At 51.0% G+C, this 22144-nt stretch carries 23 protein-coding genes; 13 read left to right on the top strand and 10 right to left on the bottom strand.

Annotation, left to right across the window (positions count from 1 at the left end):
- Positions 1-65 precede the first annotated feature (65 nt).
- Positions 66-359, top strand: coding sequence for a ComEA family DNA-binding protein (locus tag R2X38_RS10915; RefSeq protein WP_411185006.1), 294 nt, complete (start codon positions 66-68; stop codon positions 357-359).
- Positions 360-428: 69 nt separating this feature from the next.
- On the opposite strand, the gene rrtA is transcribed toward R2X38_RS10915, so the two are convergent.
- Complete coding sequence (gene rrtA, locus R2X38_RS10910; RefSeq protein WP_317522240.1) at positions 429-992, bottom strand: rhombosortase; 564 nt, start codon at positions 990-992, stop codon at positions 429-431.
- Positions 993-1002: 10 nt separating this feature from the next.
- On the opposite strand from rrtA, the gene R2X38_RS10905 reads away from it, so the two are divergent.
- On the top strand, positions 1003-1620 hold the full coding sequence (locus R2X38_RS10905) for a tRNA-uridine aminocarboxypropyltransferase (protein WP_317522239.1): 618 nt from the start codon (positions 1003-1005) through the stop codon (positions 1618-1620).
- A gap of 169 nt (positions 1621-1789) precedes the next feature.
- Here R2X38_RS10905 and R2X38_RS10900 read toward each other — a convergent pair whose 3' ends face one another.
- The 3 genes from R2X38_RS10900 to R2X38_RS10890 form a co-directional block, all read right to left on the bottom strand.
- The gene (locus tag R2X38_RS10900) at positions 1790-3166 is read right to left on the bottom strand and encodes an anti-phage deoxyguanosine triphosphatase (protein WP_317522238.1); all 1377 of its coding nucleotides are present in this window, start codon (positions 3164-3166) and stop codon (positions 1790-1792) included.
- A complete protein-coding gene (gene yfbR, locus R2X38_RS10895) occupies positions 3166-3750 on the bottom strand; it encodes a 5'-deoxynucleotidase (RefSeq protein ID WP_317522237.1) in 585 nt (194 codons plus the stop codon). The genes R2X38_RS10900 and yfbR overlap by 1 nt, the downstream gene beginning before the upstream one ends.
- Before the next feature lie 426 nt (positions 3751-4176).
- Positions 4177-5391 (bottom strand): pyridoxal phosphate-dependent aminotransferase, encoded by a 1215-nt coding sequence (locus tag R2X38_RS10890; protein WP_317522236.1) that lies wholly within the window; start codon positions 5389-5391, stop codon positions 4177-4179.
- Positions 5392-5935: 544 nt separating this feature from the next.
- On the opposite strand from R2X38_RS10890, the gene R2X38_RS10885 reads away from it, so the two are divergent.
- The 5 genes from R2X38_RS10885 to menE are packed head-to-tail and all read left to right on the top strand — an operon-like array spanning position 5936 to position 12270.
- Positions 5936-7252: an isochorismate synthase MenF gene (locus R2X38_RS10885; RefSeq protein ID WP_317522235.1), complete on the top strand. Its 1317-nt coding sequence runs from the start codon at positions 5936-5938 to the stop codon at positions 7250-7252.
- Positions 7249-8970: a 2-succinyl-5-enolpyruvyl-6-hydroxy-3-cyclohexene-1-carboxylic-acid synthase gene (gene menD / locus R2X38_RS10880; protein ID WP_317522234.1), complete on the top strand. Its 1722-nt coding sequence runs from the start codon at positions 7249-7251 to the stop codon at positions 8968-8970. Before R2X38_RS10885 ends, menD begins: the two co-directional genes overlap by 4 nt.
- On the top strand, positions 8954-9802 hold the full coding sequence (gene menH, locus R2X38_RS10875; protein WP_317522233.1) for a 2-succinyl-6-hydroxy-2,4-cyclohexadiene-1-carboxylate synthase: 849 nt from the start codon (positions 8954-8956) through the stop codon (positions 9800-9802). The genes menD and menH overlap by 17 nt, the downstream gene beginning before the upstream one ends.
- Before the next feature lie 39 nt (positions 9803-9841).
- Positions 9842-10816, top strand: a complete 975-nt coding sequence (gene menC, locus R2X38_RS10870) for an o-succinylbenzoate synthase (RefSeq protein ID WP_317522232.1) — start codon at positions 9842-9844, stop codon at positions 10814-10816.
- 53 nt (positions 10817-10869) lie between these two features.
- Complete coding sequence (menE, locus tag R2X38_RS10865; protein WP_411185026.1) at positions 10870-12270, top strand: o-succinylbenzoate--CoA ligase; 1401 nt, start codon at positions 10870-10872, stop codon at positions 12268-12270.
- A 74-nt stretch (positions 12271-12344) separates the two neighbouring features.
- Here menE and R2X38_RS10860 read toward each other — a convergent pair whose 3' ends face one another.
- From R2X38_RS10860 to R2X38_RS10850, 3 genes are all read right to left on the bottom strand, one after another.
- Positions 12345-14213 (bottom strand): MFS transporter, encoded by a 1869-nt coding sequence (locus R2X38_RS10860; RefSeq protein WP_317522230.1) that lies wholly within the window; start codon positions 14211-14213, stop codon positions 12345-12347.
- A gap of 147 nt (positions 14214-14360) precedes the next feature.
- Positions 14361-14957: a TetR-like C-terminal domain-containing protein gene (locus R2X38_RS10855; protein WP_317522229.1), complete on the bottom strand. Its 597-nt coding sequence runs from the start codon at positions 14955-14957 to the stop codon at positions 14361-14363.
- 298 nt (positions 14958-15255) lie between these two features.
- On the bottom strand, positions 15256-15654 hold the full coding sequence (locus R2X38_RS10850) for a TM2 domain-containing protein (RefSeq protein WP_317522228.1): 399 nt from the start codon (positions 15652-15654) through the stop codon (positions 15256-15258).
- 195 nt (positions 15655-15849) lie between these two features.
- Between R2X38_RS10850 and R2X38_RS10845 the strand changes: the two genes are divergently transcribed.
- Entirely contained in the window at positions 15850-16728 is an 879-nt protein-coding gene (locus R2X38_RS10845; protein ID WP_317522227.1) for a Tim44 domain-containing protein, read from the top strand.
- A 166-nt stretch (positions 16729-16894) separates the two neighbouring features.
- Positions 16895-17140, top strand: a complete 246-nt coding sequence (locus R2X38_RS10840) for a TIGR02647 family protein (RefSeq protein WP_317522226.1) — start codon at positions 16895-16897, stop codon at positions 17138-17140.
- Here R2X38_RS10840 and R2X38_RS10835 read toward each other — a convergent pair.
- Positions 17137-17385: a YkgJ family cysteine cluster protein gene (locus R2X38_RS10835; RefSeq protein WP_317522225.1), complete on the bottom strand. Its 249-nt coding sequence runs from the start codon at positions 17383-17385 to the stop codon at positions 17137-17139. The two genes, R2X38_RS10840 and R2X38_RS10835, sit on opposite strands and share 4 nt — an antisense overlap.
- 235 nt (positions 17386-17620) lie before the next feature.
- Here R2X38_RS10835 and R2X38_RS10830 point away from each other — a divergent pair, with 235 nt between their 5' ends.
- Positions 17621-18055 carry a YcgN family cysteine cluster protein gene (locus R2X38_RS10830; RefSeq protein WP_317522224.1) on the top strand — a complete coding sequence of 145 codons (435 nt, stop codon included), beginning with the start codon at positions 17621-17623 and terminating at the stop codon, positions 18053-18055.
- Between the two features lie 236 nt (positions 18056-18291).
- Positions 18292-18807, top strand: coding sequence for a hypothetical protein (locus tag R2X38_RS10825; protein WP_317522223.1), 516 nt, complete (start codon positions 18292-18294; stop codon positions 18805-18807).
- 103 nt (positions 18808-18910) lie between these two features.
- Here the strand turns inward: R2X38_RS10825 and dusC are convergent, their stop codons facing one another.
- Together dusC and R2X38_RS10815 are read right to left on the bottom strand one after the other, a co-directional pair.
- Positions 18911-19861, bottom strand: a complete 951-nt coding sequence (dusC, locus tag R2X38_RS10820) for a tRNA dihydrouridine(16) synthase DusC (protein WP_317522222.1) — start codon at positions 19859-19861, stop codon at positions 18911-18913.
- 84 nt (positions 19862-19945) lie between these two features.
- On the bottom strand, positions 19946-20632 hold the full coding sequence (locus R2X38_RS10815; protein ID WP_317522221.1) for an NAD(P)H-binding protein: 687 nt from the start codon (positions 20630-20632) through the stop codon (positions 19946-19948).
- A 147-nt stretch (positions 20633-20779) separates the two neighbouring features.
- Between R2X38_RS10815 and R2X38_RS10810 the strand changes: the two genes are divergently transcribed.
- Positions 20780-21442 carry a YecA family protein gene (locus tag R2X38_RS10810; protein WP_317522220.1) on the top strand — a complete coding sequence of 221 codons (663 nt, stop codon included), beginning with the start codon at positions 20780-20782 and terminating at the stop codon, positions 21440-21442.
- The gene (locus tag R2X38_RS10805; protein ID WP_317522219.1) at positions 21432-21866 is read left to right on the top strand and encodes a (deoxy)nucleoside triphosphate pyrophosphohydrolase; all 435 of its coding nucleotides are present in this window, start codon (positions 21432-21434) and stop codon (positions 21864-21866) included. The genes R2X38_RS10810 and R2X38_RS10805 overlap by 11 nt, the downstream gene beginning before the upstream one ends.
- Positions 21867-22144: the final 278 nt, after the last annotated feature.

Raw genomic sequence — 22144 nt, 5'->3', positions numbered from 1 at the left:
TGGCGGTGTACTGAAGGGTATGGATTAGTCACTCTTTCTATCAGTTTATAGAGAGAGGAAAAGACATGAAGCGATTCATTATGCCTATGGTGTTGGTTAGCGCGCTAGGATTTGGTCTGGCAACACCGGCAATGGCTAATAGCGATAGCCATGAAGGGATAGAAATCACTATCAACATCAATGATGCGAATGCCGAAGAGTTAGATAAGTTATTGATTGGAATTGGGCCGGACAAAGCTGCCAATATCATTGAATATCGTGATGCGAATGGACCTTTTGACAGCCCGGAAGATCTCATCAAAGTGAAGGGCATTGGTGTGTCCACGGTCGAAAAGAACCGCGAGCGGATCAAGCTCTAAGCCGGCTATTGGTAAAAAGTTTGGCTAGAGGCCATAGGCTGGAAGCATGGTGAAAAAAGAGCATCTGATTTAGGTGCTCTTTTGTTGAATATTCTTTTTCATTTGATCCGCTGCGACTAAGAGTAGGCCTCCCACAACACCTGCTAGGTGGGCTTCTACGGCAACCCTGGCGCCAATCAGCTCGGCGGAGCTTGCTGAGCCTCCTGAAACTTGTTCCCACAGGACTTTGGCGATAACAGCGATTAGCAGTATCCAGCCAAGCTTATCTTTCGTTTTGATATCCTGTATAGCCCCCCAAGTAAATAGTCCATGTAAGACACCAGAAAGGCCTGCATACCACCCCATAGGACTCAGCAATAGACTGGCGCCAATAAAGCCTGCAATGGACAGAATCAGAAAGCCAAGGCGCTGGCAGGTAAGATAGCGGCGAAAGATGAAGGTAATGATTGCCAAGCCGAGACTGTTCATTATCATGTGTGGCCAATTGGTATGGGTCAGGTTGCCGCTGACAAGTCGCCAGAGCTCTCCATCGGCAATCAAGGTGCGTTGCCATACCAGTAATGGTTGGGTGGTAGGCAGTTGAGCGAGAGCCATCATACCGATAATAATGAATACGAAGATACGAATAGACAAGGCTACCTCGATGAGTCGATATTGTGAACGGTGCAAAAAAGCAACCAAGGCATGTATTTGCCAGTGGATCCAACAGCTTGATGCTAAAACTGAATTGTGGATTTTACAACACCCATCGGAAGTAAAGCGTGCAATTGGTACCGCAAGGATCCTCACCTTATCGCTGCCCAATGCCAAGCTCTGGGTCGGGGAGGACTTCTCTCACCATGAGGAAATCAATCAGTTGCTGGCTGAGCCAGACCGCCAGGCGTGGGTCGTCTATCCAGGAGAGCAGGCGTTGCCTATTTCAAGCCTTACTGGAGAAGGCACTGAACAAGCCACCGAGCCGAAGCGTACCCTGATCCTGCTTGATGGCACCTGGAAGAAAGCTTACAAGATATGGCAGCTGTCATCGAACCTCCAGCAGTTACCAACTGTAGCCCTCGATAATGTTGAACAGGGCAATTACCGCATTCGAAAATCACCCAAATCCCAGGGAGTCTCGACCGTAGAGGCTGGATATCTCGCGCTAACGGCCTTGGAAGGGGATGACGATAAATTTGCCCCGCTTATTGATGCATTCAACCAGATGATTGAGTACCAGATCCAGCAAATGCCGCAAGGGGTGTTTGAGAGGAATTATCGTTAAGAGCTGGCCCTCGGAAAAGCCGGCCCTAGGAGATGCGGGAAGAGCGAAAGAATAAGAGCGAAGAGCTTGACTGAAAATAGTAAGCCGTAAACGCTTCCCAGGACCCAGGACCCAGGACCCAGGACCCAGGACCCAGGACCCAGGACCCAGGACCCAGGACCCAGGACCTTTAGTCCCCCCCATGAAACCCAATGCCGCTTGCAGCTGTCGGGTGGAACAGGGTGCTGTAGAGTCGCTGGGCAAATCCGTCGGTCATGCCGGAAATATAATCGGCGATGATCCGGTGGGCATTCTCCCCCTTTTCATTGCACTGGCGCCAACGCTCGCGGGTATTTTCCGGCAGTAGGCGCTCGGGATCTGACGCAAAGGCTTCGAATAGCTCCATCACCAACTGCTGGCCTTTGTACTCCAGTAGCTGGATATCCGGTTTATGTACCACATACTGGCTGACGAACTGCTTGAGGACCTCCAGTACCTGCTCCATCGGCTCCGAAAGGTAGGCGTTCCACTGCAGCAGCGGGTCTTCAAAGCTATCGATACCGTTCTGGATAGTCGGGGCTATCTGGATGGAGGTCAACAGGGCGTTGACCATGGCACCGATGGCATCTTTACGCTGGTGATGGGTGCCAAACAGCTGATCGCTCAATACGCCAATCCGCTCTTCAATCCAAGGCTCGCCACAATCAGCCAGTTTGCTGGCAACGGCTTCCTGCCATTGCTCGCGGGTAACTATGCCCATTACAATGGCGTCTTCCAGATCATGGACACCGTAGGCAATATCATCGGCCAGCTCCATGATAGAGCAATCCAGCGATTTGAAGCGGGTTTTCAGATGTTCTCTCGGCGCTTGGCGTTCGCCGCGCATTTGGCCAAACAGCTGGCGGTCATGTTCGGACAGTGGCGCTAGCACCCAGTCGAAGGTCTGGCTGTCATCATTGTAAATACCTTTGGCCGGGTACCAGTCTTTGGCTTTGAGGTGGCGGAAGTGATGGACATCAGCGGGTAGCTCTGTCGCTCGGGTATGGCTGATAAACGCGGGGTATTTCAGTAGCCCGAGTAAAGTCCGGCGCGACAGGTTCATACCGTATGCTTCTGTATAAGGTTCAAGCAGGGTGACTATCCTAAAAGTCTGGGCATTGCCCTCGAATCCGCCGTGCTCGCGCATCATGTAGTTCAGGGCGACTTCACCACCGTGGCCGAAAGGCGGGTGGCCGATATCGTGCGCCAGGCACAGGCTCTCCATCAGACTGTTTGATGGTAGCAGGTTGCGAAATTCAGGCTGCTTGATTTTAAGCTGGGCCACGATACCGGTGCCGATCTGTGAGGCTTCAAGGGAGTGGGTCAGACGGGTGCGGTAGAAGTCATGGTGTCCGGCACCGTGTACCTGAGTTTTTGCCTGAAGCCGGCGAAAAGCGGCAGAATGCAATATTCTGGCCCGATCGCGTTGGTAGGCCGAGCGATGGTCGTTACGCCGCATCTTCTGTTCATTGCTTTTGCGCGCTTCCCACTGTTGGTTGAACTCAGGGGAGAGGGAGATAACTGTCATTAGCTGATCTCATCAAGGGTTAAATTGAAGCTGTCGACGAAAGTGTCGAGGAAGTACTGCATTTCCGGGGTGGAGCGGTCATGCAGGGTCTGCTCCAGATTGTTTTTAGCTGACGTGAACTCGTGGTTACCGACATTGAGCTCTTCCAGGCACTTGAGGTATGCACACAGGCTGTCAGCCTGTTTGACGATGGCATAGTCATCTTTGTCTACCTGGTGGCTATCGATAAGCGGGGCGTAATCGTCACGGAACTCTGCTGGCAGCATCGACAGCAGCTTTTGCTCGGCGGCAAGCTCGATTTTCTTGTACTCCTCGGCGATTGCCGGGTTGTAGTACTTGATTGGGGTTGGCATATCACCAGTTAGCACTTCGCTACAGTCGTGGAACATCGCAAGCAGCGCAATACGCTCTGGGTTGGTATTACCACCGAACTTGCGGTTTTTGATCAGGGCAAGGGCATGGGCGACAAACGCGACCTGGAGGCTATGCTCGGAAATGTTCTCGGTTTCGACACAGCGCATTAACGGCCAGCGCTGGATCAGTTTCATTCGGGCAAGGTGAGCAAAAAAATGGCTTTGTTTCATAGCGGTACTTCTTGACGGACAGAACAGGTAACAAAATCAATCACCTTTAAAGGTAACAGAATTTACCGCTAAGCAAACGAGAAAATGTTGGGAAGCAGGCTAGAGGCTAGGGGCAAGAGCGGCCAGAGGAAAAGTGGCTGGAGGCTCTAGGCAAAAGTGGCAAGAGCGGCTAATGGCTCTGGGGAAAAGTGGTTAGAGGCCCTAGGCTAGTGGCAACAGGTATTAGTGGCAAATATCGGCCTGAGGTTCTGGGATAGAGGCAAAGTATCTAGAGGTTAAAGCGACAAGGGTGATTAAGGCGTTGGATGAAAATCAAACGGGAGCATATTGCTCCCGTTTTTGATTGTTCAAGGCAACGATAAAATGACGGGGTAGTTCAGCATAGTAAATTCGCCTATCGCCTATCGCCTATCGCCTATTGCCTATCTACTGACGATAGCTATGGAGGAATCGCTCTAAGCGACTTATCGCCATTTCCAAGTCATCTACCCGCGGTAGGGTGACGATACGGAAGTGGTCCGGTTGCTTCCAGTTAAAGCCGGTGCCGTGTACGACCAACACTTTTTCCTGCTGCAGGAAGTCCAGAGCGAAGCGCTGGTCATCAATGATGTTGAACTTCTTCTGATCCAGTTTTGGGAACAGGTAAAGTGCGCCTTTGGGTTTCACACAAGAAACGCCCGGGATCGAGGTCAGCAAATCATAGGCTTTGTCACGCTGCTCCAGTAAACGACCACCCGGCAGGATCAGCTCATTGATACTCTGGTAGCCTCCGAGCGCAGTTTGGATCGCATGCTGCATCGGTACATTGGCACACAAGCGCATGGAAGAGAGCATTTCCAGTCCTTCGATATAGCTTTTCGCTAGGTGCTTCGGACCTGATAGCACCATCCAGCCCGCACGGAAGCCACACACACGGTAAGATTTAGACAGGCCGTTGAAGGTGACACAGAAAACATCTTCGGCAAGCGGTGCAATCGACGTATGCTGCGCACCTTCGTATAAGATCTTGTCGTAGATCTCATCAGCAAAAATGATCAGCTTATGCTGGCGGGCAATTTCCACCACTTCCAGCAGGAAGTCTCGACTGTAGACCGCACCGGTTGGGTTGTTCGGGTTGATCAGCACGATACCGCGGGTATTCGGGGTGATCTTGCTGCGGATATCGTCTAGATCCGGATACCAGTCGGCTTGCTCGTCACAGGTATAGTGCACGGCTTTACCGCCGGATAGTGATACAGCGGCTGTCCATAGCGGGTAATCCGGTGATGGCACCAGTATTTCGTCATTATTGTTGAGCAGTGCCTGCATTGCCATCACGATAAGCTCGGACACACCATTACCGATGTAGACATCCTCGACATCCAAATCAAGCATTCCGCGCTTTTGGTAGTGCTGAACCACGGCTTTACGCGCAGAATAAATACCTTTGGAGTCACAGTAACCCTGTGAGGTCGGCAGGTTACGGATCACGTCCACCAGAATTTCATCAGGGGCATCAAAACCGAACGGCGCAGGGTTGCCGATATTGAGTTTGAGAATCTTGTGCCCTTCCTCTTCCATGCGCTTGGCATGCTTCAGAACGGGACCTCGAATGTCGTAGCAGACATTGTTGAGTTTTGATGACATCCCGATGTTTTGCATTATTGGTGGTATCCTGTTTCAAGCCGTTAATGACAACAAATTACACTATAAAACCTTATAAAATAAACACCCTACAGGAATAAGTAGCGTAAAATAGTCGTTTGTATAATTAAATTCTACATTGTCAGGTGGGATCCACTGGCTGGCTGGAAAAATAGGGGCTATTTACCTCTTTGTTTAGAATAAAATATTACAATGCAGGGAATTGCTGGAGATTTCAGCAAAAAATGATGGTATTTGAACCGTATTTGTCGATTTCGCTGGCAAAATAATATCTGGTGACACGGGTATGGTTTGTATACAGATGTCATTGGCTCAAAACAGGAAGATGTGATGAGATATGAAGATTCATGTTGAGTCATTACTTTATTAGTCAGAATGCCAGATCTGGGGTAGAATGCCAGCATTCGGTATGTGGTCTATTGCTTACAGCTGTATGACTTGCTGGGGGATCACATATAGGGCGAAAGATGCTAATTGATTAGCCATTTACCATCAGCCAGGGATGAGCCAATTCTGTGCTTGAGAGCTGAGTGAGGTTACCTTGACCGCGTTACAAAAAGCCGTTGAGTTACTACTTGAGAAAATTCGACAATCCACGCCAATAACTCAACGAATTACGGTGAAGCTGGATCTTCCGGCCAATACCGATCTGATTGATTGGATGGAATCCCAACCCCTGTTTCCAAAATTCTACTGGCAGTCGCGCGATTGCCGCGAGGAAGTAGTGGCGCTTGGGCAAATAAAAACATTCACCGATCCAAAAGCTGCCGAGACCATTTTGTCTGATGGCCAGCGAATTTGGGGTGGCCGCTCGTTTGATGGCCGCACCCAGCGCAACAGACGCTGCATGCCTTCTTTTTTCTTCTTGCCGGTGCTGGAAATCTTCCGTTTGGACGGTGGCTGGAATATTGCTGTGAACCTGTCCGAAGAAAGCCGTGATAAGGTGACGGATGCATTGACTCAGCTGACACTCGATACTGCTGAGGTTCCTCAGATCACCAGCAAGATTTTGGGGCGAACTTATAGCCCGGACTTTTCTGGCTGGTCGCAGATGATTGGCAATGCCCTTGAGGCAATCTCGCAAAAAGTGTTCGAGAAGGTCGTGCTTGCACGCAAAACGACACTGACCCTCGATACACCGGTCTCTCCGGCCCAGCTGCTTAAGGCTAGCCGCGACAGCAACCATAACAGCTTCCATTTTATGATGGCTCTTGATGCTAAGCATTGTTTCGTTGGCTCTACGCCAGAGCGCCTATTCCTGCGCCAGGAGCAAGATCTGCAAACTGAAGCGTTGGCTGGCACTATTGGCCGCGGTGCCGATATTGCTGAAGATGACCGCTTGGCGCAATGGTTGCTTGATGACAGTAAGAACCGTTATGAAAACCGCTTGGTGGTAGACGATATTGTTGATCGTTTGGTGCCGCGTTGCATCAGCATGAATGTCGCCCAGACGCCAGAGCTGATCCGCTTGCGTAAAGTCCAGCACCTCAAGCGGGGTATTGACGCCCAGCTCAATGATGGGGTCGAAAACTCGGAGCTGCTTGATAGCCTCCAGCCAACGGCTGCTATAGCCGGTTTGCCAAGGGATAAAGCCTTGGACTTTATCAGTGAGAACGAGCCGTTTGCCCGTGGCTGGTACAGTGGTGCAGTCGGCTTCTTGGGCGCCCGCCGCAGTGAGTTCTGTGTTGCGATCCGCAGTGCATTGATCATGGGTGATGAGCTTCACCTGTTTGCTGGCGCTGGCATTGTCCCGGGCTCGACTGCTGACAGTGAATGGAAAGAACTGGATCGTAAAACATCGACCCTTTGCAGCCTTCTGGCGAGCGATGAGCCTGACTGGGAGCGCCGGACTGCATGAGCAATGGGGTTTCGACACGAGCGGCCTTGAACCAGTTGTGGGCAGGGCTGATGCTCGAAGAATTGGTGCGCCATGGGGTCAAGCATATCTGTATTGCCCCTGGTTCACGCTCTACGCCGTTGACCTTGGCGGCGGCCAAGAATGGCAAATTATCTATTCATACCCACTTTGACGAGCGCGGCCTGGGTTTTCTTGCGCTGGGCCTTGCCAAGGCGACCGATGAGCCTGTCGCGGTTGTGGTGACATCCGGTACCGCTGTGGCCAACTTATTGCCCCCGGTTGCCGAGAGCGGTCTGACAGGGGAAAAGCTGGTACTGCTTACCTCTGATCGCCCCGTTGAGCTGATCGACTGCGGTGCCAACCAAGCTATTCGTCAGCACGGTATTTTTTCCACTCATGTGACAGCATTTGAAGATATCCCGTCACCTACGCAAGCGATCAGTCCTGCATGGCTACTTGCAACCGTTGATAAGGTGATGCACCAGCAATCCCAGCGCGGTAGCGCGGTACATTTCAACTGCCATTACCCAGAGCCGCTGTACGGTGATGAGTGCGATTTCACAGATTATCTTCAGCCTGTCCAGCATTGGCTATCAGGCCAATCACGTTTTACCCAGTATATGGATGCCGAAAGAAACGGTATGGCTATTGATGCCGGGCAGTGGCAATCCTTGCAAGGCAAAAAAGGGATTGTGATTGCCGGGCGTATTGCCCCGGACGAATTCGACGCGGTCAGCAAGCTCGCCTCGGTATTGGGTTGGCCTTTGCTATCTGATCCGCAAGCCGGTGGCAGTAGTGACTGGGCCGGGTTTGATGTCTGGCTGCAAAACGATGCCTGCCGCGAGTACCTTAGCCAGGCAGACAGTATTATTCAGTTTGGCGGCCGTTTGGTCTCCAAACGCCTCGGGCAGTTGCTTGGCGCGAAACAGTGGCAGGATTATTGGCTGGTGGACCCATTAGCTGTCCCGCTGGATCCTAGTTTTACCGTCACAACCCGCATTCAGGCCAATGCCGCTGGATTTGCCAGCCTGCTCGCCGAGCACACGCAGAGTACCATAACGGCCCATCATGGCTGGGCTGAGCGGCTCAAGGGCGCTTCAAGCCAGTGCTTAGCGACGGCTCAAGGTAAATACACCGCGCTTAACGAAGTTAGCCTCGCGGCCAATTTGATGGATTGGGTTAGCCCAGATACGACCTTGTTTTTGGGTAACAGCCTGATTGTTCGCTTACTGGATATGTTCGGTCGTATGCCGCAAACGGCCACGTTTGCCAACCGCGGTGCATCGGGGATTGATGGATTGGTAGCGACGGCGGCCGGTGTACAGCGCGCCTGTAGCCAGCCGATGCTGTGTGTGTTGGGTGATACCTCGTTGCTGTATGATCTTAATTCGCTGGCATTACTCAAAGAGGTCACCCAACCTCTTGTCGTGCTGGTGACCAACAACGATGGCGGGGCGATTTTTGATCTGCTTCCCGTACCGGGTGCCCAGAAAGACAGTTTGTACCGGATGCCCCATGGCCTGAGTTTTGACCAAGCTGCGGGTATGTTTGGCTTGGGCTACGCTTGCCCTGAGACGCTGGATGAAGCCCAGCAAGCTATTGAGCATGGCTTGTCTTCGGCTGGGGCCACCCTTGTTGAAGTTCAGACCCCCTCAGGAGAAAGTGGCGAGTTGCTACGGACGATTTCCAGCGAGATCAAGCATGCGACCTTACTCTGACAACCCGTCTTCTCCTGCATGGCATAATGGGCTCCTGTACTCAGAAACATACGGTGTGCCTGCCCAGCCAACACTGGTGTTCCTGCATGGTTTGCTTGGCTCGGGCCGCGACTGGCAACAGGTCATCAATCAGTTAAGTGGTAAATACCGCTGTCTAACCATTGATCTGCCGGGCCATGGCCATAGCCGGTTTTTACAGGCTGGACTTGAACAGGGCTTCGATCACGTCAGCCAGTGGCTCTCTAGTACCCTAGCTGCACGTGGGGTTGAGCGATATATCCTGGTTGGCTACTCGCTCGGTGCCAGGATGTCGATGTACCATGCCTGTCACCAGACCGCTGACTTGCCGGCTCACCCAGCTTCATTAGCGCCTCAGTTGTGCGGTATGATTTTGGAAGGTGGCCATTTTGGTTTGCCCCAAGATGCCCGGGCAGCACGCTGGGAGAACGATCAGCGCTGGGCCCAACGTTTTGCCAATGAACCGATTACCCAAGTATTGGCCGATTGGTACCAACAACCGGTATTTTCGTCACTGAACTATGACCAAAGACAAGGTTTGATTGCCAAGCGCAGTGATAACCTTGGCTCTTCTATAGCACATATGCTACTGGCTACATCATTAGCCAAGCAACCTCTCCTGCAACCTCAGTTAACCGGGTTATCTATCCCTGTGCATTATCTTTGCGGAGAGAAAGACAACAAGTTTACGCTTCTGGCCGCTGGCTCTGATCTGTCTTATCAGGTTATTGAAGATGCCGGCCACAATGTTCATGTTGAACAGCCATACTTATTCGCCAGAGCAGTAGACGACTTTATTTCAAGAACTTTTTAGCACATTCTTATTCAAGAATAAGGCAGATGGAATTTTATGATGCGTAGCGCGAAACTTTACCAATACCAGCTTCCTATGGACTCCGGCGTGATCCTTCGTACTCAACGCTTGGTTAACCGAGATGGTTGGATTGTCGAACTGCAGGACGGCGATCAGAAGGCTTATGGTGAAATTGCGCCATTGCCAGAGTTCAGCCAAGAGACTGCAGAACAAGCCGGTGAGCAAGCCAAAGCGCTATTGGAGCTATGGGTTGCGGGTGAGGCGTTCGACCTTGCTGATGCACTGCCATCTGTTGCATTTGGCCTGAGCATGGCACAGCTAGAACTGCAAGGTGACTTGCCGCAAGTCGGTAACTACACGGTCGCACCACTTTGTGCTGGCGACCCGGATGATTTGGTGATTGCTCTGAACAACATGCCGGGAGAGAGAGTTGCCAAAATCAAAGTCGGTATGTACGAAGCGGTCCGCGACGGCATGGTGGCCAATATGTTTATTGATTCTATCCCGGGTATTCGCCTGCGCCTGGATGCCAATCGCCAGTGGACCCCGCTTAAGGCCCAGCAGTTTGCCAAATACGTGAAACCGGAAAATCGTGGTGGCATTGCATTCTTGGAAGAGCCTTGCCAAACACCGGCTGATAGCTTGGCCTTCGCCCTGGAAACGGGTATTAACATCGCATGGGATGAAACCGTGCGAGATGAAGGTTTCGAAGTCAAAGCCGAGCCGGGCGTGGTGGCGATTGTGATCAAGCCGACCTTAGTGGGTAGTGTCCAGCGTTGTATGGAATTGGTTAAACAAGCCCATGAGCACGGCCTAACCGCGGTGATCAGCTCAAGCATGGAGAGCAGCCTAGGTCTGAATCAGTTGGCCCGCTTTGCTGAATGGCAGACGCCGGGAGTGATCCCTGGCCTTGATACCATGCAGCTGTTCCTGAGCCAGCTGGAAACGCCATGGCCTGGGTGCGAGCTGCCGCTGAAAACACTGGCTGAATTGGACGTGGTATGGTCCAAGTAACCCTTGATGCCATGCTGAGTGAAAGAACCTTGAACTTGCCGGTGGAGGAGGTGATGGATATAACCTTTTCTACCTGGCCATGGCAGCACTGGGCAAAAGAGCGACCGTCAGCGGTCGCTTTATCTTTTGGAGAGCAGCAATTTAGCTGGGCAGAATTGGCCGAGCGAGTTGAAGAGTACGCTCAAGGTCTGGTTGAAAAAGGGCTCAAACGTGATCAGCTAGTGGCTGTGGTTGCCCCAAACTCAGTCTCGGTGATTTGGTTGTTGTTGGCAGTGTTGCGTACCGGTGCCCGCTTTGTTGGCTTGAATCCTAGATTGAGCCAGCAGGAACTCTCTAGCCAGCTGGCGCAGCTTGAGTGTGATTTTATCTGGCATCCTGCCAAGAGTCATCTTGAACAAGAGAGTACCTTTAAACTTCCACCCCGTTTGCAACTGCTACCGCCACAAACAACACGAATGGTACCGGTGACTTGGCAAGCCACTCGGGCGGCGACCTTGACCATGACCTCGGGCTCTACCGGTCAGCCTAAAGCGGTGGTGCACAGTGCGCAAAGCCATTTGGCGAGTGCGGCTGGGCTGCTTAACTGGATGAAATTTGATGCCGATGACAGTTGGCTATTGTCACTGCCGTTGTTTCACATCTCCGGTATGGCGATTGTCTGGCGCTGGTTATACCGTGGGGCCCAAATGGCTGTCGAGCCATTGCAAGATTTGCCGCGAGCCCTAAGCAAGGTCACCCATGCCTCATTAGTGCCAACTCAGCTCCAGCGTCTGCTGGAGAAAAACGATGTGTCTACATTGTCGCTAAAACGGGTATTGCTTGGTGGTGCCGTGATCCCAGTGAGCCTGACCGAACGAGCCAAGTCTGTGGGCATTGAATGCTGGTGTGGTTATGGCATGACCGAGATGGCCTCGACCGTCACCGCCAAGCTTGCCGATAACAGTGCCGGTGTCGGTGCCGTACTGCCAAACCGAGAGTTGATGCTCAAAGATGGCGAAGTGTGGGTCAAAGGCAAGACATTGGGCTTGGGCTACTACCGTAACCGGACAGTCTTTCCATTCTCGGAACAAACGTGGTTCGCTACCAAAGATCTGGCCTGCTGGCGCGACGAGGAATTGTTTATCCTTGGCCGCAAGGACAACATGTTTATCTCTGGCGGTGAAAATATCCAGCCGGAGGAAATTGAAAAAGTGCTGTTGGCTCACCCCAAGGTGAACCAGGCATTTGTCCTGCCGGTGGACGACACGGAATATGGCCAGCGCCCAGTCGCCATTGTGGCAACTTCAAGTGAGCTAGATGCCTCTTTGTCGGATGAGCTGGCTGGTTATATGATGCAGCAAATGATGGGGCTGTGCCGTCCGGTGAAGTACTTGGCTTTACCTGCTCACTTGAGCACGGGAGGGATCAAGATATCCCGTAAACAGCTGGCAGAATGGTTGGCTAAGCAATCCTAACAATTGATGACTTTCCAAATAAAAAGGCCCAAGGTTATTTATCCCTTGGGCCTTTTTGCAACGCTTGAACCGTCCTACCTGTTCTCACCCCTTAATGTCAGCACTTCCTCCCTTAGCTGGCTGCTATTGGTTTCTTCTGGTTGGACCGGCTGCCCGGCGACAATCGTGACTTTTGACCAGAAGCGTTTAGGGATTTTCAGTAGTGCACGGCCACCTTCTCGGCTGAAGAAGCTGCCCCATAGGCCTTGGATTGCCACTGGTACCACAGGTACCGGAGATCGTTTGATGATTAAATCAATTCCGCGCATGAAAGGGCCCATCTCGCCGTCGTATGTTAACTGGCCTTCGGGGAAGACACACACAACATCACCACGCTCGAGGTACTTGCTCACGCCCACAAAAGCTTTCATGATCGATTTTCTATCTGTTGCATCAATCGGGATCACTTTACAGGCTCGGCAGAAGGTGCGGACCAGCGGAAGGTTATAGATATCTCTGTCCATTAAAAAACGTATTGGACGCGGGCAGGCACCGGCAAGCAGCAGGGCATCCATATAACTGACATGGTTGGACACAATCAGTACCCCGCCTTTCTCCGGGATATTTTTCAGATCCTTGTGGGTCACACGGTACATGGTGTGGCTGACTAGCCAAACCATAAAGCGCCAGAAGAAGTCCGGTGCTTGCACGTAGATGTAGACGACGACAACCAGGTTGAGAATCGATAAAATCAGGAAGAACTGCGGGATGGTGAACTCCAATACCGACAGTACCACAATGCCACTAATCGCACTGACCACCATGAAAATAGCATTCCAGATATTATTGGCCGCAATCACCTGGGCACGCTCTTCTTCTTTGGCGCGGTGCTGCATCATGGCATACAGCGGGACAATGAAAATACCGCCAGAAACCCCAAGCATGGTTAGGCAAACAAACACGCCCAATAGCTGAGGGTCAGTAACAAACTCCAGGATCGGCTGGGTCTCAGGCAACACACTCGGTGTGCTGAGCATCAGGCCGGCACCGAACAAGGTGATCCCCATGCTGCCTAGCGGCACGATGCCCGGTTCAATACGGTGGCCTGATAAACGGTCACACAACAGCGAGCCAACGGCGATACCAATCGAGAACAGGGTAAGCAGGAAGGAAACCGACGCCGCATTGCCACCGAGGTGCAATTTGGCAAAGTTGGGGAATTGCGTCAGGTAACAGGCACCGAGGAACCAAAACCAGCTGATCCCCATGATGCACTGGAAGACGGTTTTGTCTTTGCGGGCAATTGCCAGTGTCTTGCGCGTTTGTTTGACTGGCTGCCATTTGAATGCCAGGTCAGGGTTGCTTGGTTTGGCCGAAGGTATCCACTGTGAACATAGATAGCCAATGACGGCGAAGCTCACTACGCTGATTGCTGCGATATAGGTTGCCTGCTCTTGGTTGGCAATCACGCCTGCCAGCAAGGTACCGATGAGAATGGCCAGGAAGGTGCCGGTTTCAACCAAGGCATTACCGGAAACCAGTTCTTCTTTTTTTAGTTGCTGCGGTAAAAGGGCATATTTGGCTGGACCAAAAAAGGCTGACTGGGTGCCCATCAGGAACAATAAGATCAGCAGCATCGTGTAGTTTTCGCTGATAAAGGCAATGGCAGCCAGGGTCATGATGATAATTTCTGCCATCTTGACGACCCGCATGATGTTGGCCTTGTCGTATTTGTCGGTGATCACCCCGGCGGTTGCGGAAAAAAGGAAGAACGGCAAAATGAATAAGCCCGCAGCCAGGTTGATGACCAGATCGCTGTCTACCGGCAAGGTGCCAGGGGCAGCGAAAGCGATAAGGATAAGCAGAACATTCTTGTAGATGTTGTCGTTGAACGCCCCGAGGGCCTGCGTAAGGAAGTAGGGCAGGAAACGCCGCTGGGTTAGGAGTCGAGACTGATCTGACATGAATACTTTAGCCTGAGTTCGAATTGATCATCGAAAGTAATCACCGCAGGGTGTGCGGGTTAAAAAAGACGTTAACACTTGTTGACATGAGAGTATAGGTATCTGGCCTGAATAAAGGCCAGATACTGCTTAATAACAGTTAATTAATTACCCTTTCCAAGCGTTAAGGTAAGTGTTTAACAGGTTATCAATCAACGCCTTGCCATCTACCGGCACGGCTGTAAATAGCTTGTCATCAACTGACAGAAGGGTGATACCATGAACACCAGACCAAATCACACGGCTGGCTTCCAAAGTTTCGTCGCTGGTTAGGTTGGGGTTGATTTGCTGGATCAGGGTTTCCAACATACCTGTCATGTTGTTGATACGCTCAGACTGCCATTCAGGCAGCTCTTCACCGTTCATGGTGTGTTGGAAAATCAACTGCCAGCGGTATGGGTTCCGCGAAGCAAAGTTCAGGTAACAGTATGCAAGGCGCTTAAGTGCATCTTCCGCTGATGAGGCTTCTTTCATTTCTGCTTCGGCCTCGGCGAATAGCTCATCTAGCGTCTGGGCTACTGCATGCAGCAAAAGCAGGTTGTAGTTGCCGAACACGTTGACCAAGGTGCTAGGCACATAACCTATCATACCTGCTACTTTGCGCAGGCTAAGTTCATGGTGTGGGTGCTGGGCGAGAAAGTTTTTGACTTGCTCCAGTGTCATACTTACCAACTCTTCACGAGTGTGGTCGTTTCGTCTTGCCATCGAGGTTACTCTTAATCGACTAAGTCTTATTTTGCTTAATTGTAATATGCCCAACCAATGTGGGGATGATGCGAAATAAGTTTTTTTGCTACAGGGCAAAAAATAATTAGAACATTGTTCGATATTCTAGTGTTTTCAGCAAGAATAGGTCAAGCGACATCTCTTGCCTAATAACCTTTTCTAACATTTACTTGGTGAGATGTGAGCCCAGTCATGACAGATGCCAGCACTATTTTGAATGCTGGCATTATCATTGGCTACTTTTACAACGCTGAACAATAGAGTTGCCAGGGTTGAATTAAGAGCGGCGACGCTCTTGGTTTTGAATAGACACCTGATCATTGAGGGTCCAGAAGTCGACCAAGATGCCAATCAAAAAGAAGCCAAAGGTACATAGGTACAAGATACCGGTAAGCCACTTGCCCATGTACATCCGGTGGAGGCCAAAGACGCCAAGGAAAGTCAGCAACAGCCACGCGACGGTATAGTCAATCTCACCGCCCTGGAAACGCAGGTCTGCCTCACGGTCCATAGATGGGATCAGAAAGAGGTCAATCAACCAGCCAATACCTAGCAGCCCCAAGGTAAAAAACCAGATGGTCCCTGTGACCGGTTTACCGTAGTAAAAGCGGTGGGCGCCGGTAAAGCCGAAAATCCATAACAGATATCCGATCAGTTTGCTGTGCGTATCTTGCATAAGTCGTTCCGCCTACAAAATTGTTATTAACACTTTGAAGTTATTATGGTTAAAGACTAATCTAATCGAGCATGACTTGAAACTATTTCATCGATAATTAATATTAGTAACAATTTGCTTTTGTGGTTTGGTTGACATTCAGTTGCAGCGGTTTACGATGCAATCTCCAATATGAGGCAAAGGTAATTCATTCAAATGAAACGCATCTTCACAGTTTTTGCCCTGATCCTGACGGTTGCATTCGTTGCGCCCGAGGTTGAGGCAAAGAAATTTGGTGGCGGTAAATCATTTGGCAAAAGCTTTAAAACTGCGCCAGTGAAAAAGCAGCAACCACAACAAACGGACACCCTGAGACAGCAGCAACAGCCAGGTGCCAATCAGGCAGCAAAATCAAGCAAGAAGGGACTAATGGGCGGCCTGTTAGGCGGACTATTGGCTGGTGGATTGCTAGCAGCCTTCTTTGGCGGTGCGTTTGAAGGTATCCAATTCATGGATATTTTGATCTTGGGCTTGATTGCCTTTGTCATCTTCAAACTGTTCAAAACCATGCGTGGTGCCAAATCGACCCCTATGGGCCACCGCGAGGCTTATGCAGGCAACTCCCCGCGCCAGCCACAGCAGCCTAACCAGTTCCGCCAGCAGGCGAACCAAGGCGGTATGGCACAGGATGAGTACGTGTCAACTGACAGCGAAGTACCGTTCAACCTGCCTCCGGGCTTTAACATGAATGCTTTCCTGAATGGTTCACGTGAGCACTACCGCACGATTCAGGGCGCGTGGAACCACAATGAACTGGCGAAGATCAAAGAGTACGTCAGCCCTGCGCTGCTTGACGATTTGATTGCCGAGCGCGCCAAGCTAGACGGCGAGCAGCACACTGAAGTGATGTATGTCGATGCCGAGCTGGTACGTGCCGACTACGATGCCAACATCGCGCAGCTGAGCATTAAGTTCTCTGGCCGCTACAAAGACCGCCATGAGGGTGTGGAAGAAGATATTACAGATATCTGGCACCTTGAGCGTGACCTGCGTACGCCGAACGCACCTTGGTTGATTGTCGGTATCCAGGCGTAATACGACCAAGTTATTTTTTAAAAACCGTCCTTCAAGGGCGGTTTTTTTATAGCAAAAATATGATCTTGCTCGCCTTCTGGATGCGCGTGAATTGATCTTGCTACCTACTTTTCTGGCTATAAGCCGCTAGTATTACTGGTAGGTTAATTCAGTAAGAGAGAAATGCATGCCGTACAATGCCGATTTGGTTCACGAGATGAACCTGCTAGTGAAATTCCCGATGCACAGCGATTTGGAGGGGATTAAAGTGCACAGCGGTGCCGCACCGGAAATGAAAGCTGCCGCACAGCGTTTGTATGCCAAGGGGTTGGTGACTCAGGAAGATGGCGGCTACCTGACCTATTCGGGTCATCAGGCAGTAGAGCACGCCAAATCTGTTTTACGTATCCTAACCGGCAAGATGGCGGTTTAGGTCATAGTTTCTAATTCGGTAATGTTTTCCAACGCCTGCTTGTTGCTCGTTCCGCACAGTGACGGGCAGGCTTTAAATTGATGGCACACGGCAGGACGTTCGGGCTTGCCGAAAATCTTGCACAAGTTATCTTCATTGAGCTGGATGCAGCGAACTCCGGCCGGTTTACCCTTCGGCATCCCAGGGATCGGAGAAGAAATACTCGGTGCAATACAGCATGCGCCACAGCCTAGTCGACACTCCATCACTTACTACTCTTCTACACTTATTAAAACGGTTGCGAACGTTACCACTCTCGCTGCTACGGATCAAAAAAATGTGATTTTGGCCACCTTGGATAGGAGTGATTCTTATTACATAGCGATATTGAGAGCAAAGCGCCGGAAGTGCTTGCACTTTGCGGGAGTGGAAGCTATAAAACCGCCTCCATGATAGCCTTGGCAACTGAAGACAAGGTAGAAAGCAACAGAAGGCAACGTGATGACACACTATTGGCAAGAGAAAGATTTGAGGGACATGACCGATCAGGAGTGGGAAGCGCTGTGTGACGGCTGTGGTAAATGCTGCCTGCACAAACTGATCGATGATGATACCGATGAAATCTACTACACCAATGTTGCCTGTAGCTTGTTGGACAACAAGACCTGCTCTTGCAAAGACTACCCGAACCGCTTCGAATCAGGCGAAGAGTGCCTAAAGCTAACCCGTGATCGTATCGACGAGTTTGTCTGGCTGCCGGACACCTGTGCCTACCGCCTGCTTGCAGAAGGCAAGGAGCTGCCAGAGTGGCACCCGCTGCTGACCGGCTCGAAAGAGGCCATGCATGCAGCTGGCGGATCGGTGCGCGACAGCGTGGTTTACGAGATAGATGTGATCGACTGGGAAGACCACATTTTGAACCACCCGAACCGCTAGTCCTGACTCGATTTTCAGCTTCCTTCTTTAGTTACGATGTGTAATGAAGAGGGAAGCTAAGTTACCTTCCCTTAAGCAGCCTCACGCCTTTCCCTACGCCTCTTAGGTTATTGGTCTTATACGTTTTTTCTTCTAGATCTTGAAAAAAATGCCTGCATATGGATACTGACTCAAAATGATTATATTGGGTAGGTTGAATGAGTGCTCTAAGGCGGGCGTATAAGCCAAGAATTCCAATGCCAAGCCACCAGTGCTCAATGGTCAATCGCGAGACATTGCCACGGGAGTGTGGCGTGTATGCTATCTCTCAGGGTTTTGAATGTCTGCTGGTCGGTAGTGCGCCGGATGTCGGACAAGCTTTGCAGTCCCTCCACAAGGTCGGAGATGTGCAAATTACCCATGGCTGCACGGTACAGTTTTGGCGTTGCCGGGAAGAAAACCGACAGGCGATGGAGTTGTCGTTCATCTATTCGATGGATCCCAAGTTCAATATCCATCTGCCGGACAACTTCGTGAAAATCATGACTGATTACCTTAAGCCTGAGTCAAGCTTGGCAGTAGAGGATATCGAACGATTCTTCCAGCATTTCCAGGCCAATCGGGCTTACAAGGTTCACGAGCATGAAGAGCGCCGGCGCAAAAATGAAATGACTCGGCTGGCGTATCTTGCTGCGTTCAGTGAGCTAAGCGATGAAGAGCTCGATACGGTGCAGGATGCATTGGATCAAATTCGGCGTGAGCGCAGGGCGTAATACTTGTATACGCTGTTGGTATAATGCCTTGAAATAGAAAAGCCAGCAAATGAACATGTTGCTGGCTTTTTGTGTTTGAATAGTCGTTATTAGAAGCTTTGCTTTATGCCGCTAAGTTTGCATAGCTACACTGTAGGATCTCGACGATAGGTGCCGCTTTGTTGTGCTTGCGGATATCGGCAAACAGCTCTTTGGCTTGCGGGTATTCATGGCGCAGGTAGGCAAACCACTGTTTGATCCGGTTCGGGTAATACAGGCCCTTGTCGCCTTTGATTTCATAGGTCGAGTACTTCAACAGAAGTTGCAGTACCTCTTCCCAGCGCATGTGAGTTTCATTGTGCTTGACCACATTGCCGAGGTTTGGCAGGTTGATGGCGCCGCGGCATACCATCAACGCGTCGCTGCCGGTGACTTCCATGCAGCGCTGGCCATCTTGGTAATTCCAGATCTCACCGTTGGCAATAATTGGTGTTTTGACCTTTGCTTTTAGCTTGCGGATATAGTCCCACTTGATGGTATCAGCCTTGTAGCCATCGACCTTGGTACGAGCATGCACCACGACTTCATCGGCACCTGCTTGGGCAACAGCATCGGCTATTTCGTAGCAATGGCTTGGCTCATCCCAGCCGAGGCGCACTTTGGCTGTGACCGGCAAACGGGGATCGGTCGCACCACGTACTGCCTTGACGATGTCATACATCAAGCCTGGGTCTTGCAGCAGTACTGCACCGCCACGACTTTTGTTTACTGATTTGGCCGGGCAGCCGAAGTTGATATCAATACCTGGAGAGCCCAGTGAAACAGCTCGGTGGGCATTTTCTGCCAACCAGTCAGGATCTTGACCAAGTAATTGGACACGAACAGGCGTGCCGGAGGCCGTTTTACCACCTTGACGCAGTTCTGGGCACAGACGGTAGAACACACTGTTTGGCAAGAGCTGGTCAACCACACGGACAAACTCCGTGACACACAGATCATAATCATTGATATCTGTCAGCATTTCCCGCATCAGGTGGTCAAGGACACCTTCCATCGGGCCTAGAATTACTCGCATGTGATTTCTCTTAGTGCCAATGTGCAAAAGTATAGGCGAGGGCTGATCCCGCAGATCAGCGCCATGCCGCTTGGGTGCGAGATTTTAGTGGGTAATGGCGGGCTTGTCTAATAGCATCCGGCCAGAGAGGGTAAATACCTTCGGCAATTCGTGCCGCTGGGCCTCTTGAGCGAGTGCCAGCATTTTCTTTGCCACTTGCTCTGCCGGAATAGGATCAAGGTTGGCGAGGGGGCCAATGACCAGCGGATGGAAGACATCGAAGATCCCTTGGACCATCAGCTCGTCTTTTCTTGGTTTGCTGCGCTCGCCTTTGAGTGGGCCGGGACGGACAAAGATGCAGTGCTCAAAGCCCATTTTCACCAATGCTTGCTCCATTTTCCCTTTACAGCGCAGGTAATGGGAGGGAGACCAGGGGCTGGCAAACAAACTGGAGATAACAACAATATGCCGGACACCCAGCATCTTCATGGTTTTGGCGACGTCTTTGACCAATTGGTAGTCCACTGCTTCTAGGGCTTTCTTGCTGCCGGCTTGTTTCTTGGTGGTACCTAGGCAAATAAAGCCGATGGTCGGGGTAGGGGAAGAATCCTCCCATTCGGTGACACGGAGTTCAGGATGGATGATCTGGTGCAGCCTGCTGCCATGCAGGGGGAGCTCACGCCGAGAAAGAGCATAGACAGCCTCCAGTTCGGGCTGGTTGAGAAGAAGATGTAAAAGCTCATCACCGACCAATCCACTACCGCCAGCGATTATTGCACTGCTACCTGTCATTAATTTCCACCATCCTGATGATAACTCCATCTTTTTTGCCACCATTTGCCGCAAAGTTCAATAGGTTTGTCTTTTTGTCACCATTTTCCTGTTCTGGCGCAAAAACCGTTATAATCAGCCGACGAAACAGATTTATGAGAACCGACCATGACACAACTAATGACGTTACCCGAGGCTTGGGATGGCATGCCTGCCACTTTTATAGAAGGTGCACTATTGGCAGCCAATGCAAACCCAAAACCATTGGCACCAGAGATCTGGCTACCTGTGCTGATCACCGGCGGTGTTGATGAAGGTGAGACAGTAGCGCTACAGCAAGAGGACAAAATGGCGGTGTTGAACCACTTTGAGTTGCAGTACCGCCATATTAAGGCCGGTGAATTCGAGCTGCCGAAGGAACTGAGTTTTGAGCAGGCAGGTGAGCTAACCGAGGCGATGCAGCAATTTGCCGAGGGTTTCCTGGCGGTATGGCCACACATTGAGCCAAGCTGGGCCGAGCAGCCATTAAATGATGGCACCATGCGTATGCTATCGGCTTTAATCACGACTTTGATGCTGATGCTAGACGAGGAAAATACCTTGGCGCAGATGCAAGAAGCTGGGGTTACTGGTATGCCCGCACCAGAAGCGCTCTACGCTCAGCTACCACTGATGCTGACCGAAGTGGTAATGGCTGCCGACGATCTACAGCAAGGCAATGCGGCGCAGGCTGTTAACCCATTCAAGGAAACAGGTCGAAATGATCAATGCCCTTGCGGAAGCGGCAAAAAGTTCAAGCAGTGCTGCGGGAAGCCATACGGTGACTGCTAAGCAAGACAAAGCCAAGCTAGATAAACCCAAATCAGTAATTTTGGTGGTTGCAGGCGTGATTGTAAAGCAGGGAAGGTACCTGCTGACCCAGCGTTTCGAGCATGCCAGCCAGGGCGGCTTGTGGGAGTTTCCCGGCGGCAAGGTAGAAGCTGGTGAGACCGATGAACAGGCCTTGGAGCGTGAGCTTCAGGAAGAGTTGGCTATCGAAACCACCACCGGACAGTTTCTGGCTGACAGTGTGTTCGATTATGGCGACAAGGTTATTCACCTCAAAGGTTACCTGTCACATTGGGTCTCGGGTGAGCTTGTCCTGCACAGCCACCAAGATGCTAGGTGGGTTGGGCGTGATGAGATCAATGGCTACACCTTGTGCCCGGCTGACTATCCGATTGTTGATGCGTTGAAGCGTCTTCCCAACAATTAATAACCGCTTTCGTTTCTCTGTTTAGTGCAGAGGAAACGCATTAACTTTGACTCGTTATCAAACCCTGGCTTGCGCTGGGGTTTTCTTTTTTATCTCTCTGGGCAACCTCTGTAACTTGATGAGTGATGTTTAATGGCGTTTATTGCAGTTTTACTTAGATAATATCGTTAGCATTGAATAATTTTCTATCTTTTGTGAAATTTCAGCCTGACTTTGCTAGTTAAAGTTGTACCTAAGTGATGGTTCGATAAATGCTGCATGAGTGGTAATTTTTAATA

This window comes from Photobacterium rosenbergii, from assembly GCF_033022775.1.
In the GTDB taxonomy this organism is placed as follows: domain Bacteria; phylum Pseudomonadota; class Gammaproteobacteria; order Enterobacterales; family Vibrionaceae; genus Photobacterium; species Photobacterium rosenbergii_A.
This window is presented reverse-complemented; position numbering and strand designations above follow the sequence as displayed.

What these genes read in the sequence shown, in the direction of transcription:
- R2X38_RS10840 (WP_317522226.1), top strand. Translation starts at nt 16,895, where the DNA reads ATGCCGTACAATGCCGATTTGGTTCACGAGATGAACCTGCTAGTGAAA.
- menE (WP_411185026.1), top strand. Translation starts at nt 10,870, where the DNA reads ATGGATATAACCTTTTCTACCTGGCCATGGCAGCACTGGGCAAAAGAG.
- R2X38_RS10900 (WP_317522238.1), bottom strand. Translation starts at nt 3,166, where the DNA reads ATGACAGTTATCTCCCTCTCCCCTGAGTTCAACCAACAGTGGGAAGCG.
- R2X38_RS10830 (WP_317522224.1), top strand. Translation starts at nt 17,621, where the DNA reads ATGACACACTATTGGCAAGAGAAAGATTTGAGGGACATGACCGATCAG.
- R2X38_RS10850 (WP_317522228.1), bottom strand. Translation starts at nt 15,654, where the DNA reads ATGCAAGATACGCACAGCAAACTGATCGGATATCTGTTATGGATTTTC.
- dusC (WP_317522222.1), bottom strand. Translation starts at nt 19,861, where the DNA reads ATGCGAGTAATTCTAGGCCCGATGGAAGGTGTCCTTGACCACCTGATG.
- R2X38_RS10915 (WP_411185006.1), top strand. Translation starts at nt 66, where the DNA reads ATGAAGCGATTCATTATGCCTATGGTGTTGGTTAGCGCGCTAGGATTT.
- R2X38_RS10855 (WP_317522229.1), bottom strand. Translation starts at nt 14,957, where the DNA reads ATGGCAAGACGAAACGACCACACTCGTGAAGAGTTGGTAAGTATGACA.
- yfbR (WP_317522237.1), bottom strand. Translation starts at nt 3,750, where the DNA reads ATGAAACAAAGCCATTTTTTTGCTCACCTTGCCCGAATGAAACTGATC.
- menH (WP_317522233.1), top strand. Translation starts at nt 8,954, where the DNA reads ATGCGACCTTACTCTGACAACCCGTCTTCTCCTGCATGGCATAATGGG.
- R2X38_RS10810 (WP_317522220.1), top strand. Translation starts at nt 20,780, where the DNA reads ATGACACAACTAATGACGTTACCCGAGGCTTGGGATGGCATGCCTGCC.
- menD (WP_317522234.1), top strand. Translation starts at nt 7,249, where the DNA reads ATGAGCAATGGGGTTTCGACACGAGCGGCCTTGAACCAGTTGTGGGCA.
- R2X38_RS10860 (WP_317522230.1), bottom strand. Translation starts at nt 14,213, where the DNA reads ATGTCAGATCAGTCTCGACTCCTAACCCAGCGGCGTTTCCTGCCCTAC.
- R2X38_RS10905 (WP_317522239.1), top strand. Translation starts at nt 1,003, where the DNA reads ATGAGTCGATATTGTGAACGGTGCAAAAAAGCAACCAAGGCATGTATT.
- R2X38_RS10815 (WP_317522221.1), bottom strand. Translation starts at nt 20,632, where the DNA reads ATGACAGGTAGCAGTGCAATAATCGCTGGCGGTAGTGGATTGGTCGGT.
- R2X38_RS10835 (WP_317522225.1), bottom strand. Translation starts at nt 17,385, where the DNA reads ATGGAGTGTCGACTAGGCTGTGGCGCATGCTGTATTGCACCGAGTATT.
- R2X38_RS10825 (WP_317522223.1), top strand. Translation starts at nt 18,292, where the DNA reads ATGCCAAGCCACCAGTGCTCAATGGTCAATCGCGAGACATTGCCACGG.
- menC (WP_317522232.1), top strand. Translation starts at nt 9,842, where the DNA reads ATGCGTAGCGCGAAACTTTACCAATACCAGCTTCCTATGGACTCCGGC.
- R2X38_RS10890 (WP_317522236.1), bottom strand. Translation starts at nt 5,391, where the DNA reads ATGCAAAACATCGGGATGTCATCAAAACTCAACAATGTCTGCTACGAC.
- R2X38_RS10845 (WP_317522227.1), top strand. Translation starts at nt 15,850, where the DNA reads ATGAAACGCATCTTCACAGTTTTTGCCCTGATCCTGACGGTTGCATTC.